Source organism: Tumebacillus algifaecis, from assembly GCF_002243515.1.
Lineage (GTDB): Bacteria > Bacillota > Bacilli > Tumebacillales > Tumebacillaceae > Tumebacillus_A > Tumebacillus_A algifaecis.
Genome location: NZ_CP022657.1, coordinates 3,535,049 through 3,551,702, shown reverse-complemented (window position 1 = coordinate 3,551,702; position 16,654 = coordinate 3,535,049). Strand labels below are relative to the sequence as shown.

General features: G+C 52.6%; 19 protein-coding genes. 12 read left to right on the top strand and 7 right to left on the bottom strand.

Annotated features, from left to right (window positions below; genetic code table 11):
- Positions 1 to 56: 56 nt before the first annotated feature.
- Positions 57 to 422: a group I truncated hemoglobin gene (locus CIG75_RS15525; RefSeq protein ID WP_094237444.1), complete on the bottom strand. Its 366-nt coding sequence runs from the start codon at positions 420 to 422 to the stop codon at positions 57 to 59.
- A 124-nt stretch (positions 423 to 546) separates the two neighbouring features.
- Between CIG75_RS15525 and CIG75_RS20810 the strand changes: the two genes are divergently transcribed.
- From CIG75_RS20810 to CIG75_RS15515, 3 genes are all read left to right on the top strand, one after another.
- Complete coding sequence (locus tag CIG75_RS20810; protein ID WP_157729585.1) at positions 547 to 699, top strand: hypothetical protein; 153 nt, start codon at positions 547 to 549, stop codon at positions 697 to 699.
- Positions 700 to 782: 83 nt separating this feature from the next.
- Positions 783 to 1,124, top strand: a complete 342-nt coding sequence (locus CIG75_RS15520; protein ID WP_094237443.1) for a DUF4064 domain-containing protein — start codon at positions 783 to 785, stop codon at positions 1,122 to 1,124.
- Between the two features lie 104 nt (positions 1,125 to 1,228).
- Positions 1,229 to 2,185, top strand: a complete 957-nt coding sequence (locus tag CIG75_RS15515) for an MBL fold metallo-hydrolase (RefSeq protein ID WP_094237442.1) — start codon at positions 1,229 to 1,231, stop codon at positions 2,183 to 2,185.
- 93 nt (positions 2,186 to 2,278) lie between these two features.
- Here the strand turns inward: CIG75_RS15515 and CIG75_RS15510 are convergent, their stop codons facing one another.
- A complete protein-coding gene (locus tag CIG75_RS15510) occupies positions 2,279 to 3,271 on the bottom strand; it encodes a metallophosphoesterase family protein (protein WP_094237441.1) in 993 nt (330 codons plus the stop codon).
- Between the two features lie 107 nt (positions 3,272 to 3,378).
- Here CIG75_RS15510 and CIG75_RS15505 point away from each other — a divergent pair, with 107 nt between their 5' ends.
- Entirely contained in the window at positions 3,379 to 4,479 is a 1,101-nt protein-coding gene (locus CIG75_RS15505; RefSeq protein ID WP_094237440.1) for a M24 family metallopeptidase, read from the top strand.
- A 71-nt stretch (positions 4,480 to 4,550) separates the two neighbouring features.
- Here the strand turns inward: CIG75_RS15505 and CIG75_RS15500 are convergent, their stop codons facing one another.
- The gene (locus tag CIG75_RS15500; RefSeq protein WP_094237439.1) at positions 4,551 to 5,336 is read right to left on the bottom strand and encodes an alpha/beta fold hydrolase; all 786 of its coding nucleotides are present in this window, start codon (positions 5,334 to 5,336) and stop codon (positions 4,551 to 4,553) included.
- A 161-nt stretch (positions 5,337 to 5,497) separates the two neighbouring features.
- On the opposite strand from CIG75_RS15500, the gene CIG75_RS15495 reads away from it, so the two are divergent.
- On the top strand, positions 5,498 to 6,343 hold the full coding sequence (locus tag CIG75_RS15495; RefSeq protein WP_227874251.1) for a GTP pyrophosphokinase: 846 nt from the start codon (positions 5,498 to 5,500) through the stop codon (positions 6,341 to 6,343).
- A 97-nt stretch (positions 6,344 to 6,440) separates the two neighbouring features.
- Here the strand turns inward: CIG75_RS15495 and CIG75_RS15490 are convergent, their stop codons facing one another.
- From CIG75_RS15490 to CIG75_RS15480, 3 genes are all read right to left on the bottom strand, one after another.
- Complete coding sequence (locus tag CIG75_RS15490; RefSeq protein ID WP_094237438.1) at positions 6,441 to 7,172, bottom strand: S1 domain-containing protein; 732 nt, start codon at positions 7,170 to 7,172, stop codon at positions 6,441 to 6,443.
- A gap of 185 nt (positions 7,173 to 7,357) precedes the next feature.
- Positions 7,358 to 7,936 (bottom strand): DsbA family oxidoreductase, encoded by a 579-nt coding sequence (locus CIG75_RS15485; RefSeq protein ID WP_157729584.1) that lies wholly within the window; start codon positions 7,934 to 7,936, stop codon positions 7,358 to 7,360.
- Complete coding sequence (locus tag CIG75_RS15480) at positions 7,936 to 8,358, bottom strand: CoA-binding protein (protein WP_094237436.1); 423 nt, start codon at positions 8,356 to 8,358, stop codon at positions 7,936 to 7,938. Before CIG75_RS15480 ends, CIG75_RS15485 begins: the two co-directional genes overlap by 1 nt.
- A gap of 158 nt (positions 8,359 to 8,516) precedes the next feature.
- Here CIG75_RS15480 and CIG75_RS15475 point away from each other — a divergent pair, with 158 nt between their 5' ends.
- From CIG75_RS15475 to CIG75_RS15460, 4 genes are all read left to right on the top strand, one after another.
- On the top strand, positions 8,517 to 8,876 hold the full coding sequence (locus CIG75_RS15475; RefSeq protein ID WP_094237435.1) for an arsenate reductase family protein: 360 nt from the start codon (positions 8,517 to 8,519) through the stop codon (positions 8,874 to 8,876).
- 9 nt (positions 8,877 to 8,885) lie between these two features.
- Complete coding sequence (locus CIG75_RS15470) at positions 8,886 to 10,112, top strand: M16 family metallopeptidase (RefSeq protein ID WP_094237434.1); 1,227 nt, start codon at positions 8,886 to 8,888, stop codon at positions 10,110 to 10,112.
- Between the two features lie 163 nt (positions 10,113 to 10,275).
- Positions 10,276 to 11,214: a DMT family transporter gene (locus CIG75_RS15465; protein WP_172844466.1), complete on the top strand. Its 939-nt coding sequence runs from the start codon at positions 10,276 to 10,278 to the stop codon at positions 11,212 to 11,214.
- A gap of 37 nt (positions 11,215 to 11,251) precedes the next feature.
- Positions 11,252 to 13,066 carry an LTA synthase family protein gene (locus CIG75_RS15460; RefSeq protein ID WP_157729583.1) on the top strand — a complete coding sequence of 605 codons (1,815 nt, stop codon included), beginning with the start codon at positions 11,252 to 11,254 and terminating at the stop codon, positions 13,064 to 13,066.
- A 58-nt stretch (positions 13,067 to 13,124) separates the two neighbouring features.
- On the opposite strand, the gene CIG75_RS15455 is transcribed toward CIG75_RS15460, so the two are convergent.
- Entirely contained in the window at positions 13,125 to 14,255 is a 1,131-nt protein-coding gene (locus tag CIG75_RS15455; protein ID WP_094237431.1) for a M20 family metallopeptidase, read from the bottom strand.
- A 188-nt stretch (positions 14,256 to 14,443) separates the two neighbouring features.
- Between CIG75_RS15455 and CIG75_RS15450 the strand changes: the two genes are divergently transcribed.
- The 3 genes from CIG75_RS15450 to CIG75_RS15440 are packed head-to-tail and all read left to right on the top strand — an operon-like array spanning position 14,444 to position 16,618.
- Complete coding sequence (locus CIG75_RS15450) at positions 14,444 to 15,223, top strand: transporter substrate-binding domain-containing protein (protein ID WP_094237430.1); 780 nt, start codon at positions 14,444 to 14,446, stop codon at positions 15,221 to 15,223.
- Between the two features lie 20 nt (positions 15,224 to 15,243).
- Positions 15,244 to 15,903 carry an amino acid ABC transporter permease gene (locus tag CIG75_RS15445; protein ID WP_094237429.1) on the top strand — a complete coding sequence of 220 codons (660 nt, stop codon included), beginning with the start codon at positions 15,244 to 15,246 and terminating at the stop codon, positions 15,901 to 15,903.
- Entirely contained in the window at positions 15,896 to 16,618 is a 723-nt protein-coding gene (locus CIG75_RS15440) for an amino acid ABC transporter ATP-binding protein (RefSeq protein ID WP_094237428.1), read from the top strand. Before CIG75_RS15445 ends, CIG75_RS15440 begins: the two co-directional genes overlap by 8 nt.
- The last annotated feature ends 36 nt before the right edge of the window (positions 16,619 to 16,654 follow it).

The window sequence follows — 16,654 nt, the reverse complement described above, 5'->3', positions numbered from 1 at the left end:
AAAACCCAGACCGCGAGAAAAATGGGTCTAGGTTTTACTGTGTCCTATTTCGGAACTTACTTGCCCAAGATATCATCTTTTAGGGTCAGCAAGTGGTTGATCACCGTTTGAATGTCCTCTTCGGAAACGTGAAAATCGCGCAGAGCTGCGGACAGATGGTTGGCCACCGCCATGAAGTGTGACATTTGCAGATTCATGCCTGCGTGTGCATGGGCCATGCTTTTACCAGTGTATTGGTTGGGGCCGCCCAGTGCAAAGGAGATAAACATCGCTTGGTGACGGCGCTGTTTTTCCATGTCGGTATGTTTGAAAAATTCATTGACGGTGTCATCTTGGAGCAAGCGGTCGTAGAAGTTATCAACAACGGCTGCAATCGCCTCTTGGCCACCCAGTTTGGCATACAGCGATGTGTTTTCTGACATAAGGATCATCCTCCGTTACTTCATGGGATTGTTTACAAGTCTTATGGTACCCGATATTCGGCAAATCGACCGTGCGAAATGTCACACACTCGGGGCATGCTAATAGGTGCGGAGGTGTACCTGGATGAAAAATCTAATCTTTATCATCATCCTGATCGTGCTGTTTATCACGCTGATGTTCGGTTTTGCTTCACGCAGAGGATTGGTCTGGAAATCGATCATGACACTCTTTCAGTTGTCCGACATCGGTACAAACACCAGTTCAGGCAAACGGTAAGCTGTCATGCTGACCGCAGTCTCTTCATATCCATGGGGTGAGCGTCTGCTTGCGTCGCATCTCATGGAGAGGGGAATCGATTCATGAAACGCACAGCCGAGTTTGGATTGGGTCTTGCCGGAGGTATCTTGGGGATTTTGTTTGCGCTTGCCGGAGTCTTTTTTGGCGAAGTGGCGCAGTCATTGGCTGTGGAAGAAGGCGGTTTGGTGGCAGGATTGTCATGGATTGCGCTGCTCTTCTCCGTTTTAGGAATCATCGGAGCGGTGCTGGTGCGCAAGAAAACGGTGCTCGCCAGCATCCTCATGCTTGTGGCAGCGATCGGCGGTTTTGTCTGCATCTCATTTTTCTACATCTTGCCGGGGATCTTGCTGATCATCGCGGGGATCATGGGGCTGGTACGAAAGGATAAAGGGCTCCCGGAGTAGTTTCCGGGGCCTTTTTCAGTATAGGGCTTTATTTTTGAGCTGAAATATCTTACGATTTTAAGAGAACTAAACTGACCCATGAGTGCAAAGGGAGCGAGAAATTGATGAAGGTTCATAAAATAGCACTTCCGACTCCTTTTCAGATCGGGGACGTGAACGTGTATTTGTTGCGTGACGGTGATCGGTTGACACTGGTCGATACGGGGACGAGCAGTCGGGAAGGGGAACGCGTGCTGGAGCGGAAGTTGGCCGAAGTTGGCGTTCGCGTTGAGGATTTGCAGCAGATCGTGTTGACCCATTATCATGCCGACCATGCCGGGCTGTTGGAACGGCTGGTTGCCCGAAGTGGTGCGACCGTGTACGCCCATCCGCTGACTCACGATTTGATCATGCCGACAGCAACGAGCTTGGCGAAGCGCGTGGCGTTTTTTGATCACGTGTATCTGGGCATGGGAATGGTAGAGGAGACGCGGCGCCAGTCGATCGTCCAGCAGGTGTCCAGTTATCAGGATGACATGGGACGAGCGGGCGTCGATGTGGTGTTGCAGGAAGGCGACCGTTTGCCCGGTCATGAGCAATGGCGGGTGATTTACACGCCGGGCCATTCGCAGGATCACCTCTCTTTGTTCGACGACACAAACGGTGTGATGCTGCTCGGCGATCATCTTTTGCAAAACATCGCTTCCAACGCATTTATCGAGCCTGCCGCTCGTGAAGGGGAGGAGCGTCCGAAAACGCTGATGATCTACCGCCAAGCGTTGCGCAAAATTTATGACCTCGAGTGGCAAGTCGGGTATCCTGGGCATTTTGAGGAGATTCGAAACTACCGCGAGTTGATCGAAAAGCGCTTTCGGTCGCAGGAAAAGCGGGCGCGCATGGTGGTCGAACAGGTGAAAGCGGGCAAGCGCACAGGGCTTGAGGTGTGCGAAGCGCTGTTCCCGAAAGCGATGAACTACTTGCCGCTGGTGATGTCGGAGACGCTCGGCCATCTCGACTGGATGACGGCAGAGGGCAGGATCGCGCGAGAGACGACCGAAGACGGCGTGTGGATGTTCAGTTGAGCAGTTGAGCAGTTGAGCAGTTGAGCAGTTGAGCAGTTGAGCAGTTGAGCAGTTGAGCAGTTGAGCAGTTGTTTAGATTGCGAGGAAGCCTTCTCAACGAGTGAGGAGGCTTTTGCTGTCGATTTGAATCACATGTTTGTTTCCCCATGCGTTTTTCTGGTGATCGCGGTCGCGGATGACGATGCGGTCGCGGTAGAGTTCGACAAAGCGCGATTCGCTTTTCAACGGATCGACGCGCAAGTGGTAGCCCCCCTCTTTTATGCTGCCTTCGAACGCCGTGCTTGAGACTTCAACCGGCTGAAAGATGGAGCCGAGACCGACGAAGGTGATGCCATCCTGTTGCACATATTCGCTGTTTGCGGTGATGGAAACGTGGGAGTGACCGGAGAACCAGACCACTTGCGGATGAAGTTTAGCGATGGCGAGCAGTTGTGCGGTCTGCACGGCGGAGATGCCGACATCCGTTTTGCCGACCGTGTTGTCGAGCGGTTGATGGAGGAAGACGAAGGTCGGCGCTTTCGAGCTGAGTAGCGTTTTTTTAAACCAAGCGATCTGCTGGTCGGACAGCCAAGCTGCTTCGCCGATCTCCTTTTGTTTGGCCATGTACTGCTCGGGCGAGAGATGGATGAAATGTGCCCCTTTTTCAAAATGGTCGTAGTAGAGTTGTTCGAGGCCAAAGATCTGTTGAAACTGCTTTTTGGCCCGCTCGTCGTTCCACTTTGGATTTTGCCATTGGTAATAATATTCGTGGTTGCCCATGCTAGGGAACAGTTTGAAATTGCCGTTCTCCTTGACGAGCGATCGTACCAGCAACAGATCCTGTTCCCGGCCATTGCTCAGGTCGCCGTTGATGACGAGAAAGTCAGGCTTGGACGGGACGAGGTCGCGCAAGGCATGTCGGAACTTGTGGGTGCTCCTGTAGTGGTCGATGTTCCGCGCATCCACCACATGCACATCTGAGAATGCTGCAAATGTTAGCAGCGGCACCTCGCCTTCAGGGGTCACTGCCAATCCGCGTACAGGGAACAGCAGGGCGACGAACAGCAGTGCGCCGAGCAGAGCTGTCCAATACGATCTCCTCCGCATTCGTCCTCCTCCTTATCAGCAAAAAAGTTTCCGCTAGTATGCCACGATTTGGCAGGGAGTATGTTACACTCATAGCAAAAGCAATTCTTGAAATGGGGGTTTTTCGAATGTCGATTTATGAAGTGCGATTAGAGCGAATTCAGGAGTGGATGACGGAGCAAAGCGTGGGCGTGCTGTTGGTGACTTCGCCGCCGAACGTTTATTATTTGACTGGCTTTGACTGCCATCCGCATGAGCGGTTCATGGCACTTTGCGTGACAGCTTCAGGGGAGCGCGCGCTGTTTGTGCCGACGCTGGAGAAGGAAGAAGCGGAGAAGACCGGATTTGCGAACATCGTCACCGTGTCCGACACCGATGACCCGATGCAAAAGCTGCGTGATGTGATCGGCGACGGACCGTATGGGACGCTGGCGGTGGAGAAATTGCACATGACGGTGGCTCGCTATGAGCAACTGCAGACGGTGTTTGGCGAGGACAAAGCGGTGGCGGCGGAAGACCTGTTGCTCGGCATGCGTCTGAGCAAGGATCAGGAAGAAGCGGCCATCATGAAAAAAGCGGCCGAGATCGCGGACCGCGCAGTGGAAGCAGGCATCAATGCGATCGCCATCGGCAAGACGGAGCAGGAGTTGGTTGCGGTTGTCGAGTCCACGATGATCGGACTTGGCGCATCGGGTACCTCGTTCTCGACCATCGTGCTCGCCGGTGAAAAGAGCGCGTTGCCGCATGGCTCGCCGGGCAGTCGCACCATCCAAAAAGGGGATTTTGTGCTGTTCGACCTCGGGGCTGTCTATGAGGGCTATTGCTCCGACATCACCCGCACCGTCATCGTCGGGGAAGCGACGGCGCAGCAGCGCGAGATCTATGAGACGGTGCTGGCGGCCAATCTCGCGGGCATCGCTGCGACCAAGCCGGGTCGCCCGGCGAAAGAGGTGGACCGCGCCGCGCGCGACGTGATCGAAGCGGCAGGCTACGGTGAATATTTCACGCACCGCGTAGGGCACGGACTCGGGATCGAGGTGCATGAGTTCCCATCGATGCATGGGAACAATGAACAGGAAATGGTGCCGGGCATGGTGTTCACGATCGAGCCGGGTGTCTACGTGCCGGAAGTGGGCGGCGTGCGGATCGAAGACGATGTGATCGTCACCGCGGACGGTGTGGAAATCCTGACTTCCTATCCGAAAGACTTGCAGATCATCCCGGTCTAATCGTATCGAACAACGCGCTTGACCATGATGGAAAAAGCCATCCTGTAGACAAACTACAGGATGGCTTTTCATTACGAATTGGCCAGTTTAAGCTGTTGTTGCTCGAAGCGCTCCAAGATTTCTAAGTACAGCGCGTTAAACTCGGCAAACCGTTCGATCGTCACGACGTGTGCGCAACCTTTCAACAGGTGAAGCTTGGCACCATGAATCCAATCTTTCATCTTTTTGACTTGTCCGACAAACCAATAGTCGGCATCTCCGGAGATCAGGTGTGTCGGCACTTTTAGCTTGCGACAAAGCCCGCTCCCGTTCGCACTGGTCAAAAAGGAGATGATCTTCTCAAATTCGCGTGGGCACAAATCTTGGCTGGCTTTGATGAACGCTTGGCGTCCGACCTGCTCGCGGCGGCGTGGCATCAGGACTTTTGAGCCGATGCGCACGATCATGCTCGGCGGCAGAATGCGCGTCAAGGTACGGTTGAGCGGTGAGACCACTGCGCGGAAATACCACGGCAGGCGATAGAAGCCGCCAGCGAGCGTCAACGTCCGCACCATCTCCGGATATTTGCTCGCAAACGCTTGTGCCACCAAGGCGCCCATCGACAGGGAACAGATGTGAGCGGAGGTGATCCCTTTTGCTTTCAGCATGGCGGCGAGGTCGTCCGCATATAACTCCGCATCATAGGAAGCTACTTTCGAACCGCCGGTCTTGCCGTGTCCGCGCAAATCGTAGAGCAAGACGCGAAACTTTTTTTGAAACATCCGCACTTGTGGCAGCCAGGTGCGCGAGTTGCCGGCGAAACCGTGTATAAAAACGACCGGAATACCGGTTCCATGTTCTCTTACATAGTGGTGCATGCTCGTTTTTTACCTCCCTAAAAAGGTAATTAAAGTCTAGCATAATTCCTGCTTTCACAATACCAAACATTTCGTGACAAATGCACCAATACAGGGAGGAATTTGGTAGAAAGGATGGAATCTCTAGTAAGTCAAGATTTTGAATACAGTTGGAGGAAACAATGATCAAGAATTACACGCCGAGCAAAGGCGATTTAGAGAAACTGGCGCGGATGAAAGCACCGTACCAGCAAACGATAGATGAATTGAAAGTCAAGCTGAAAGGCATAAAATACGGATGTCTGCAAGAAAAAAGCTACTCCCCGATCGAATATGTAGTCGGCCGTGTCAAATCGACCGAATCGATGCTGCAAAAAGCGGAACTCAAAGGCGTGCAGATCGGTGTCGGCAACTGGATTGAAGAGGTAGAGCAGGCGGTCAAGGACATTGCCGGACTTCGGCTGGTCTCCCGCTATGTCGAAGATATCCGCGAAGTGTTGGAGATTCTCACCTCGCGCGAGGACTTTGTGATCGAAGAGGTCAAAGACTACATCGCGATTCCCAAAGACTCCGGGTATCGCTCGATCCATGTGATCGTCCGCTACCCAACCTATCACGGCGCTGTAAAAAAGGATGCGTTCTGCGAGATTCAACTGCGGACGCTGGCGATGAACTTTTGGGCGACCAACGAGCATGAACTGCGCTACAAATATGATCAGAAATTGCCCGACGACATGCGCGCCGCCTTGCGCCGTGCAGCCGATACGGCGCATGAACTGGACATGCAGATGGGCGAGTTCCGCCGCGAGATTCGCGATGCGCATGAGTTGAACTTGCAGTATGCGATGTCCAATGAAGTGAAGCTCGAAGAGATCTTCTCGCTCTATGTGAAAAAAGACTACAAGCGCGCGCAAGAATTGTACCGTCACTATTTTGGCGACGGGCACGATTTTACACATGATCCGAAGCTGAAGATGATCGACGATCTGCTCGGTTCGCGTTTGAAGATGATGAAAGAAATTCGCTGACCTTCCTGTTCATGAAAAAGAGACCTGATGCTGAACATTTTCCGATCAAGTAGCCGATGGGAAATGTTCATACGCGGGTCTCTTTTTTATGGTATGGTTACGCTTTCGTGCGCAGGATGCGTTCAATCGAGGTCATCAGTTGCACACCGACATCTGGCTCGAATGCATCGACCGCTGTCTGCATCGCATAGGTAAAGCGGAAGGTGGAAGTCTCTTGTAACAGGTCGCGCAACATTTTACGAGCCACAGGAGACAAATCCTGTTTCAACACGCCTTCGAGAAATTTTTGAATGTCGGACGTCTCCTGATCCAAACGCGCAGACAGGTCGGATGCGATCGACTTTTGTACGGGTTCAGGATGGACGGGCTGATTAATTTTAAATTGGTAAGGTTGCAATTCGTCTGCTACTTCCGGCAGGGCTTCGGCTGTAAGTTCGATCTCCGGTTCGGCGCTGACGGTGGGAACTTCCGTTTCGCTCACAGGGGTTTCGTGCTGCAAAGCGGATTCGATATGTAAAGATGATTTCGCTTTGTTCTCCAAAGAGAAGGCAATTTCCCCAGTGCGACGATCAAATTTATTGATGCGAGCGGTGATCGGCACTTGCTTGTCGATCATTTCTTGCAAATTGTTTTGCATCACCGATGACATTTCGCTGTTGTGAATCAAACCGCTCAGACCGTCCGATGTGGAGGCGAAGCAGCCGAAATCCATGATGCGAAATGGAAAGACTTCAATAATAGTACCCACATGATACTTGCTTAATAGGCTAGGCTTTAAGTTGTCTTTTTTCGAGCGGCCAAACTGCTGAACATAACGCAAAGTATCCATATAGTTTGTGATCCCTTTCTTTCTGTATGCCGAATATGTAATTGGAAAATTTTAGTTATCCAATATTGTTCATAATTCAAGTTTACAACTTGCCAGAATAATGTCAAGCATTCAAACGAATTTAAATATTTATAACTTTTTACAACAAGGAGACGTATCGGTTGCGAACGTCTCCACATGTAAACTTATTTAGTTTGTGCAATATGGCGCAGTTGCTCCAGAGTCGGCATATCTTCAAAATGGTGGATTAGCAGTCGCGCTTCTTCATTTAAATAGGACGGGATTGTGTCGATGTTCAGCGCTTGTGCTTGTTGCAAGTCTGCTTCAAAAGCGGCCTGTCCTGCGCCATCCTCCAATGCGGTTTGGAAGTTGGTCGCGTCAAGACCGATGCTCTCCGCGATTTTCACCAAGACGTTGCGATCGGAAATGTCCTGTTTGTTGGCCCAGTGCGCGAGGAAAGCAGCTTCGACAAACGCTTCTCCACGTCCCAGATCGTCCGCAACTTTGGTTGCGATCAGAGCGGGCACGGTATCACTTTGGATCGGGCTCGACAAAGGCATGTTCAACTGGACGCGCAGTTCGCGCAGCTTGGCGGTCGCAGCTTCCATATATCCTTCTGGCTTTGGCGGCGGGGTGGCGTCTTTTGGCATTTTCCAGACATGGTAGCGAATCGCGACACCTTCTTGCGCCAGTTCGCGTACCGTTTTCGTTGCGAGATAGCACCACGGACAGCTGTAATCGAAGTAAAAATCGAGTTTGGCCATTAGAACTTCCCTCCTACCAGTTGTGTATGGGCCACCGCGATGCATTGGTCCATCACGATTTCGACACCGTTTGCTTTCGCGAGTTCGGCCGCTTTTTCATCATAGACGCCCGACTGCGCCCAGATCCGCTTGGCCCCTGCTTTGATCGCCGCTTCCACCACGCTGTACAGTTCTTCGCTGCGGCGGAAGACGTTGACCAGATCGATTCCTTCCGGTACATCTTCCAGTGTGGGATAAGAAGTCTCGCCCAATACCTCTTCGACCATTGGATTGACCGGAATGATCCGATAACCGCGCTGTTGCATCGTATCTGCAATCAGGTACGAGGTGCGTTCTGGCTTGTCGGACAGGCCGACGACGGCGATAATTTTCGTTTCGGTCAACCATTGGCGCAACTCGTCATGTGTCGGTTCTTGGTACATGGTATATCATCCTCTTTTCCATAGAATGGTTCATGCTTTCAGCATACCCTGATTGACACTAAAAATCTGTCGTGTGCCTTACGTTCATTTAGACAAATCGGGACAAACGTGATACATTGGGGGCATTGTCAGTCCTATACATAAGGAGGAGACGAAAAATGGCAGAGTCCCTTTTTCTTCAATATCCGAAATGCAGCACCTGCCGCAATGCGAAAAAATGGTTGGAAGCGCAGGGTGCAGAGTTTGAAGACCGCAACATCGCCTTGCAGCCGCCGACCAAAGAGGAATTGCGCGACGTGCTGAACAAGAGCGGTTTGGACATTAAGAAACTGTTTAATACAAGCGGTCAGAAGTACCGCGAATTAGGCTTGAAGGACAAGCTGAAAACGATGAGCGAAGAGGAAATGCTCGACCTGCTGTCATCGGACGGCATGCTGGTCAAACGGCCGATCTTCGTGCATGGCGGGAAAGCGACGGTCGGATTTAAAGAAGCAGAATTTGAGAGAGTGCTCAGTTAGGAGCGTGGTGTGAGATTGATTCGGAAGACGGTATTACCGAACGGGCTGAAAATCTTGACGGAGCGCACCCCGTACCTGCGCGGTGCGGTGGCGCATCTGCGCTTTGGGATCGGCTCAGGCCTTGAACCCTTAAAACTCCACGGGATTGCTCACGTCCTTGAGCATATGGTGTTCAAAGGAACGCCAACTCTCGATCAGGTGGCGTTCGGCAACGAAATCGCCAGACTCGGCTGCTCGACCAACGCTTCGACTGGTTTTGAATCGACCACGTATGAGTTGGACGGCCCGGCGGAGACGGTGCTGAAGGGGCTCGACGTGTTTGCGGGGGTCATCGCCTCGTTTCACGTGCCAGCGGAGGAGTTTGACAAGGAAAAAGATGTGATTCAAGAAGAATATAAGATGATTCAGGACGACCCGTCCTCTTGGGGAGAAGACCTTGCCTACCATGCGCTGCTTGGTGAGTTTGCTCATCCCACGATCGGGACGCCCGATTCGATCGATGGCTTGACCCGCAGCATGGTGCTCCAGTTTGCCAAAGAGCACTACACGCCGGACAACATGATCGTCGGCGTGGTCGGAAATGTCGAGCATGAACAAGTGGTCGAAGTGATCGCCAAACATTTTGGCGAGTTGACTCGCACCCGCGTGGAACTGCCCGATGTGCCGCTGTCGCAGATCAGCGTGCGCCATGAGGAGGAGGACTGCGAACAGGAGCAGGTGTTCCTCGGGTTTCGGGCGCCGGAAGTGACGCGCCGTGACCTGCCCGCCTTTGATGTGGCGATGACGATCTTGGGTGGCGACTCGTGGTCGAGATTGTTCCAGCGCCTGCGCAATGAGCTCGGTCTGGTCTACCAAGTGGATGGCAGTTATTCGGGCTGGCCGCATGTCGGCAGCTATATGATCTATGCCGGTTGCCAGCCGGCTGAGACTGACCGCGTGATCGCGGAGATTCGCTCGGAGCTTGGCAAACTGCGTCAAGGCATCACGCAAGATGAGTTGTTCCGCTCCAAAGCGATGCTCAAATCGAGCCTGCTGATGAGCAGTGACCAACTTGGCAACAAAGTACACAAGCTGATCGACGATGAACTGCTGTTCGGCACGTACCGCGCATATGAGCAGGACATCGCAGAGTTAGACGCTGTCACCGTCGAGGAAGCGTTGCGCCTCGCCAATGAGGTGCTCGACCCGGACAAGATGACCCAAGTAACGGTCGGCCCGCATCAACCGCAATCGTAGATTTCTTCATCCTCATTACCCTCACCTTGCTTGTACAGGTGGGGGTTTTTCATGCCGTTCTTCCTATGAAAAAGCTGTTGCGTTTGCCTGTATGACGTGTATAATATGGTCTGATGTTGGACTATTTCGGTACACGAAGCAAATGGTTGGGAGTGGGAAGTCGGTGAATGAGGAAAAAAAGGCCAAGTCACTATTGTTGTTTGTTGTCATCATTTGGGGCCTGAACGTCGTGATGGTCAAGTACCTATCCGGCTATTTTCCTCCGCTCGAATTGGCCACCTATCGAATTGGGGCGGCCGCATTGTTGCTAGGTGTGGTAGTATGGAAAATGTACGGTTTTGTAAAATTGTCAGTTAAAGAATGGCTGTACATCGCAGGTGCTGCGCTGACCGGGATCTATTTGCATCAGATCGCGCTCAGTGCAGGAATTCGAACGACCGATGCGTCAACCTCTTCGTTGATCTTGGGTCTGAATCCGCTGGCAACTTCGTTGCTCGCCTATGCGATTTTTCGTGAGCCACTGACTGTGCGTAAAATTGGCGGAGTCGTGCTCGGCTTCCTCGGCGTAGCGCTGGTCATTTTCGGTGACTCATGGGAGCAGACCGCTTCCCTTTCCTTGGGAACGGGTGAACTGCTCGTCCTCGTGGCGATGGTGGTCTATGTGATCTCCGGCATGTTCATTAAAAAAGCGACCCAGACAGCGCCCGTGCTCGTTGTGACTGGCTACAGCCATGTGCTTGCGACCGTGCTGTTGCTGTTGACCACCGGTACTCAAAATGCGGTCAACGGACAGATGGCAGACCTGCCATCCGAATGGTTGGTGTGGGGAGTGTTGCTGTTCTCCGGCTGGGTGGCGACGGCACTCGGGGCGATTTGGTGGAACTCGGGCATCCGGCTGATCGGTGCGGGGCGCACTGCGATGTTTTTGAACGGCATGCCGATGATGAGTCTGCTATTTTCTGTCGTGCTGCTCGGTGAGACGATCACCTGGGTGCATGGCATCGGATTTTTGTTAGCGTTTTTTGCGATCTACCTCGGAACATCACAAGCGCGCGTGAACATCAAACGACAAGAGGAGATTGCGAAAGGGCAACCCGTATAGGTTGCTCTTTTCCAATTTTGTTTTTGGGGGGATGCTCATGATGAATCCTATTCTTCTGTTCACAGTGGTCTTGATGGCCAAAGTCGTGTTTTTTCAGAATTTGGTGTTTGGTGAAAATGATGTAAAAGTTCTCCTGTTGCGAGAACTGCCCTTTATTTTGCTGTTGCATTTCCTGATCGAACTGTTGGCGGGGAAACGCAGGCTACCGTTTTATTTTTTGACGAGCGCAGTCTTTTCGCTGGCGCTTTTAAGCATTGCGGTCTACCATGATTTTTACGGGTCGCTGTTGACCTATCAGGCGCTGGCACAGGCTGGTCAAATCGGTGAGCTGACCGAGAGCATCGTGGAGATCTTCAATCCGTGGTATCTGCTGTTCTTTGTTGATCTTGTCCTGTTGGTCGTGTACAAAAAGTTTAAACCGCAGAACTTGAAGATCAGAAAAGCAAACTACGCAGTCGTCTCTGCTGTCTGTGCGGGCGCGATACTTGTTTCGGTCTGGCAGGTCGAGCAGAAGGACATTATCAATGAAATGAAAAAAGCGGAACAGATGGGGATGTTTAACTACCAGTTCGCGTTAGCTGTCGGCGGAGCTGTCCACAGCCAAGAACCGGAGTTGGAAGACATCACACAGGCCCGCATACAGGAGTTAAAAGGAACCACACCAGTTGCAAAACCGCAGGACTTCGGTCTGGCCAAGCACAAAGATGTGATCGTCGTGCAATTGGAGTCTTTTCAAAACTTCTTGATCGGTCTGAAGATCGACGGCAAAGAAGTGACTCCGAATCTAAACAAGCTGTTGAAAGAAAGCCTGTATTTCCCGAACTTTTATCAGCAGGTCGGCAAAGGCAATACGTCCGATGCGGAATTTATGCTGAATACTTCGATCTATCCGCTCGGTGATTATGCGATGTCGCAGAAGTTTGGCAACCGGGACATTCCTAGTTTGGCCAAACTTTTGAAACCATACAACTACGAAAGCGCCACGTTCCACACGAACGAACTGGAATTTTGGAATCGGAATCAGATGTATCAGGCGCTGGGTTTCGAGAAGACGTTCGACAAGTCGTTTTTCGGGGAAGAGGAGACAATATCGTTTGGCGCGTCCGACCGAATTTTGTATGAAAAGACGGTGCCGGAGCTGAAGAAAATCAAGCAGAGCGGCAAGCATATTTACGCCAACTTGATCGCGATGTCCAGCCATCATCCGTTTAAGCTACCGGAGGAACTGAACGTGTTTGAGATTCCAGAAGAGCTGAAAGGCACACCGCTTGGCGGGTACATCGAATCGACCGCCTACGTGGATAGCCAGGTCGGCCATCTGGTCGAACTGCTCAAAGCGAACGGGCTGTACAAAGACACGTTGCTCGTGTTTTATGGAGACCACGTTGCGCTTGGAGCCAACGCGCTCAATGAGACGGAAGCTGCGTACATGTCCGATTGGCTCGGCACAGACTATTCGGCGCTGGAGTCGTTTAACGTGCCGTTGCTGATGAAAGTGCCGGGCAAAAAGGCGCAGGTTCTGCCAACGGTGGGCGGACAGATCGACCTGTTGCCGACGATTGTGAACTTGCTCGGGGTGAAGATGGACGATCAGATCTACTTCGGGCAGGATTTGCTCAACTATAGCAAAAATGTGTTGCCAGAGCGGTTTTATCTGCCGACAGGATCGTTTATCAACAACGAAATTCTGTTCCGACCGGGCCTGAGCTATCATGATGGCACAGCTGTCACGCTCGCTACGCAGGAGGAAGCAGAAAAGGTAGAAGAGTATGCGGAGCAGTTCACAAGAGCGTTGGAACTGCTGAAGCTCAGCGATGGATATGTCCGTTCGCTGCCCGTGCGTCAACCGTAGTCAACGTAGTCAAAAAAGAGCAGCCTTAGCGGCTGCTCTTTTTCGTGCGCTCGATGTGTTACAAAGTGCTAAACAGGCGTAGCAACAGGGCGATGCGGCGCGGAATCTCAGCGACGGTGATATGTTCGTGTGGCGCGTGCGCGCCATCGCCGACCGGGCCGAGACCATCGAGGATCGGAATGCCGGCCAGCGCGGCCACGTTGCCATCGCTGACACCGCCCACGCCGATCTCCTTGAGCGCAAAGCCTTCCAACTTCGCTTGCTCTTGAGCATGCAGGTACAAGCGCTCCGTGCCGCTGGTGCGTTCCATCGGGAACTTGTCAATCTCGCCGCTGACATGAAGCTCAGCGCCGGGCAGCACCGGTTTCAACTCGGCAAACAGCTTGGTCACTCGCTCCGATTCGGCTGCTGTCTGCACGCGGACATCGACGACCATCTCCGCGTGTTCCGGCACCACATTGAACGTGGTGCCCCCGATGATTTTACCGACCGAAAGTGTGGTGCCTGCTTCATAGTCGGTCCAGCCTTGGATGGTCAAAATTTGATGGGCCAGTTCCCAAACGGCATTGATGCCGCTCTGGTGCTCATTGCCAGCATGAGCAGCCCGGCCTTTGGCACGGACGGTGAACACGCCGCCTCCTTTGCGCGAAGTTTTCAGATACCCATCGCCGTAGCAAGGCTCGATCACCAGCGCCAACGCACTTTTCTTCGCTTCCTCGACGATTGGTGCCGACCCGGAGGGGCTGCCGATCTCCTCGTCGGTGTTCCAAAAGAACACCAGCTTTTTCTGTGGCTCGATGCCATGTTCGATCATCGCCTTGAGTGCGAAATAGGAAAACACGATGCCCGATTTCATATCATACGTCCCAGGCCCGTACGCTTTGCCGTCTTCGATGCGCCATGGCTCTGTCGCGAGCGTGCCGACATCTTTGACCGTATCAAAATGACCGAGCACGAGGATCTGCTCGTCGCCCGTTCCATAGCTGATGCGCAACTGGTCGCCTTGCGCGGGCTGCGCAATTTTTTCCACCGTACAGCCAAGCGCTGCGAAACGCTCAGCAATCACAGCGCCGAGCAGGTCGATGCGCGCTTTCTCATGGGACGGGGTCTCCATCTCCACGTATGTTTGCAGTTCCGCAAGCACCTCTTGCAAATGCCCTTCAAAATAGCGAGTCCAAGTGCCTTCCATCGCAATACCCTTCTTTCATCCCTATGGTTAGTCCTATCATACTCCCTCGCAAACTATCAGAAAAGTGTTATATATATCAAGATGGTTGCATATTTATTCAGCTTGGGTGTATGATACATATCATTGATCATGATTTGGACGTCTCTATCGCATATTAAAATACAACACAACTCTGGGAGGTACTCAGGATGAAAAAATTCAAATCACTCTGCACCATCGCATTGACGACCGTGCTCGCACTCGGCGTCGTCGCTTGCGGAACGGATAACCCAAGCGGGAACACCGGAAGCGAAGCGGGCAAAAAGAAAATCGTGATGGGCACATCGGCCGACTATCCGCCCTACGAATATCACGATACCTCTAAAGGTGGCGAAGTGGTCGGCTTTGACGTCGATATCGCGAAAAGCATCGCCGATCAACTCGGCTACACGCTAGAAGTTAAAGATATGGATTTCAACGGATTGATCCCGGCTTTGCAGGCGGGCACCGTCGATTTTGTAATGGCGGGCATGACGCCTACCGAAGAGCGGAAACAGAGCGTCGATTTCTCCGACATCTATTTCGAAGCTAAAAACACGATCGTTGCGAAGAAGGGCAGCAAGCTGGCCACTCCCGAATCGTTGTCTGGCAAAAAAGTTGCCGTTCAACTCGGTTCGATCCAAGAGAGCGCAGCCAAAGACATGCCGGGCTTGAACATCGTGCCGTTGAATAAAACGGGTGAGATCATCCAAGAGATTAAGGCGGGTCGCGTTGATGCTGCGATCATCGAAGACACGGTGGCAAAAGGGTTTATCGAAGCGAACAAAGACCTTGAATTCAACATGATCCCGAAAACTGAAGAAGCCGGGTCGGCGATCGCCTTCCCGAAGAACTCCGACAAGACTGCCGATTTTAACAAAGCGCTGAAAGCGATGAAAGACAGCGGTCAGATCGAATCGATGGTCAAGAATTGGTTTGAAGCGAAATAACCTTCGGGCGGTGACAGGGCATGGATCTCAATTTTGAACGCATCGTGCCCTCTATCCCTTATATGTTGGAAGGGATAAAGGTCACGCTGCAATTCACTCTTCTCTCAGCGGTGCTCGGTTTTCTCTGGGGGACGGTCTTATCTTTATTCAAAATCTCAACGATCAAACCGTTGCGCTGGTTTGCCGTCGGCTATACCTCGATTTTTCGGGGGACACCGCTGATCTTGCAGCTGACGATCGTGTACTTTGCCACGCCGCAGTTGACCGGATATCAGATCTCGGCGCTGGAAGCGGGCGTGCTCGCCTTCTCGCTGAACTCGGCTGCGTACATTTCGGAGACGATCCGCGCAGGCATCTTGGCGGTGGACAAGGGGCAACGGGAGGCGGCGATGGCGCTGGGCGTTCCGTATCGGCGGATGATGCTCGACATCATCATGCCACAAGCGCTGAAGAACATCCTGCCTGCGCTGGTCAATGAGAGCATTGCGCTGCTCAAAGAGTCGGCGCTCGTCTCGACGATCGGAGCGGCCGACGTGTTGCGCCGCGCGACCATCGTCGGGGCGGAAAAGTATATCTATTTCGAACCGCTGATCGTGGCGGGGATCATCTACTATGTGATGGTTATGGCGCTCACCTTTGGCGCGCGCCTGTTGGAGAGGAGGTTGCGGCGCAGTGATTAAAGTGGAGAAGCTTTACAAATCGTTTGGCAAATTGGACGTGTTAAAGGACATCTCCACCGAGATCCAAAAAGGGGAGGTCGTCGCGATCATCGGTCCTTCCGGCTCGGGAAAATCGACGTTCCTGCGTTGCATGAACCTGCTGGAGATGCCAACCTCTGGTCAGATTTATATCGATGGCACCGACATCACGGCTGGCAAGGCAGACATTTCAAAAATCCGCCAAAATGTCGGCATGGTGTTTCAGCATTTTCACCTCTTCCCACACATGACCGTTTTGGAAAATATGACGTATGCGCCGATCAAGGTCAAAGGCATGTCGAAGGAGACTGCGCGGGCAAAAGGTCTGGAATTGCTCAAGCGCGTCGGTCTGGAAGGCAAAGCGGATGTTTATCCGACCAAGCTCTCTGGTGGACAAAAGCAGCGCGTGGCGATTGCGCGGTCGCTGGCGATGGAGCCGGAAGCGTTACTGTTTGACGAGCCGACTTCGGCACTCGACCCGGAGATGGTCAAAGAGGTGCTCGATGTCATGAAGTCGCTCGCAACCACCGGGATCACGATGGCGATCGTCACGCATGAGATGGGATTCGCCCGCGAAGTGGCCGACCGCATTCTGTTCCTCGATGAAGGGCGTTTGTTGGAAGACCGGACGCCAGATGAGTTTTTCAACCATCCAGAAAGTGATCGCGCGAAACAGTTTTTGCAAAAAATGCTGTAGCAAACGCTCTCTGTTGATGCGCTCGCTGTGTGCACA

Excerpts from the sequence above, each read along its gene's own strand:
- CIG75_RS15450 (WP_094237430.1), top strand. The coding sequence starts at position 14,444 with ATGAAAAAATTCAAATCACTCTGCACCATCGCATTGACGACCGTGCTC.
- CIG75_RS15505 (WP_094237440.1), top strand. The coding sequence starts at position 3,379 with ATGTCGATTTATGAAGTGCGATTAGAGCGAATTCAGGAGTGGATGACG.
- CIG75_RS15480 (WP_094237436.1), bottom strand. The coding sequence starts at position 8,358 with ATGTACCAAGAACCGACACATGACGAGTTGCGCCAATGGTTGACCGAA.
- CIG75_RS15515 (WP_094237442.1), top strand. The coding sequence starts at position 1,229 with ATGAAGGTTCATAAAATAGCACTTCCGACTCCTTTTCAGATCGGGGAC.
- CIG75_RS15500 (WP_094237439.1), bottom strand. The coding sequence starts at position 5,336 with ATGCACCACTATGTAAGAGAACATGGAACCGGTATTCCGGTCGTTTTT.
- CIG75_RS20810 (WP_157729585.1), top strand. The coding sequence starts at position 547 with ATGAAAAATCTAATCTTTATCATCATCCTGATCGTGCTGTTTATCACG.
- CIG75_RS15445 (WP_094237429.1), top strand. The coding sequence starts at position 15,244 with ATGGATCTCAATTTTGAACGCATCGTGCCCTCTATCCCTTATATGTTG.
- CIG75_RS15485 (WP_157729584.1), bottom strand. The coding sequence starts at position 7,936 with ATGGCCAAACTCGATTTTTACTTCGATTACAGCTGTCCGTGGTGCTAT.
- CIG75_RS15455 (WP_094237431.1), bottom strand. The coding sequence starts at position 14,255 with ATGGAAGGCACTTGGACTCGCTATTTTGAAGGGCATTTGCAAGAGGTG.
- CIG75_RS15495 (WP_227874251.1), top strand. The coding sequence starts at position 5,498 with ATGATCAAGAATTACACGCCGAGCAAAGGCGATTTAGAGAAACTGGCG.
- CIG75_RS15490 (WP_094237438.1), bottom strand. The coding sequence starts at position 7,172 with ATGGATACTTTGCGTTATGTTCAGCAGTTTGGCCGCTCGAAAAAAGAC.
- CIG75_RS15475 (WP_094237435.1), top strand. The coding sequence starts at position 8,517 with ATGGCAGAGTCCCTTTTTCTTCAATATCCGAAATGCAGCACCTGCCGC.
- CIG75_RS15525 (WP_094237444.1), bottom strand. The coding sequence starts at position 422 with ATGTCAGAAAACACATCGCTGTATGCCAAACTGGGTGGCCAAGAGGCG.
- CIG75_RS15510 (WP_094237441.1), bottom strand. The coding sequence starts at position 3,271 with ATGCGGAGGAGATCGTATTGGACAGCTCTGCTCGGCGCACTGCTGTTC.
- CIG75_RS15520 (WP_094237443.1), top strand. The coding sequence starts at position 783 with ATGAAACGCACAGCCGAGTTTGGATTGGGTCTTGCCGGAGGTATCTTG.
- CIG75_RS15460 (WP_157729583.1), top strand. The coding sequence starts at position 11,252 with ATGATGAATCCTATTCTTCTGTTCACAGTGGTCTTGATGGCCAAAGTC.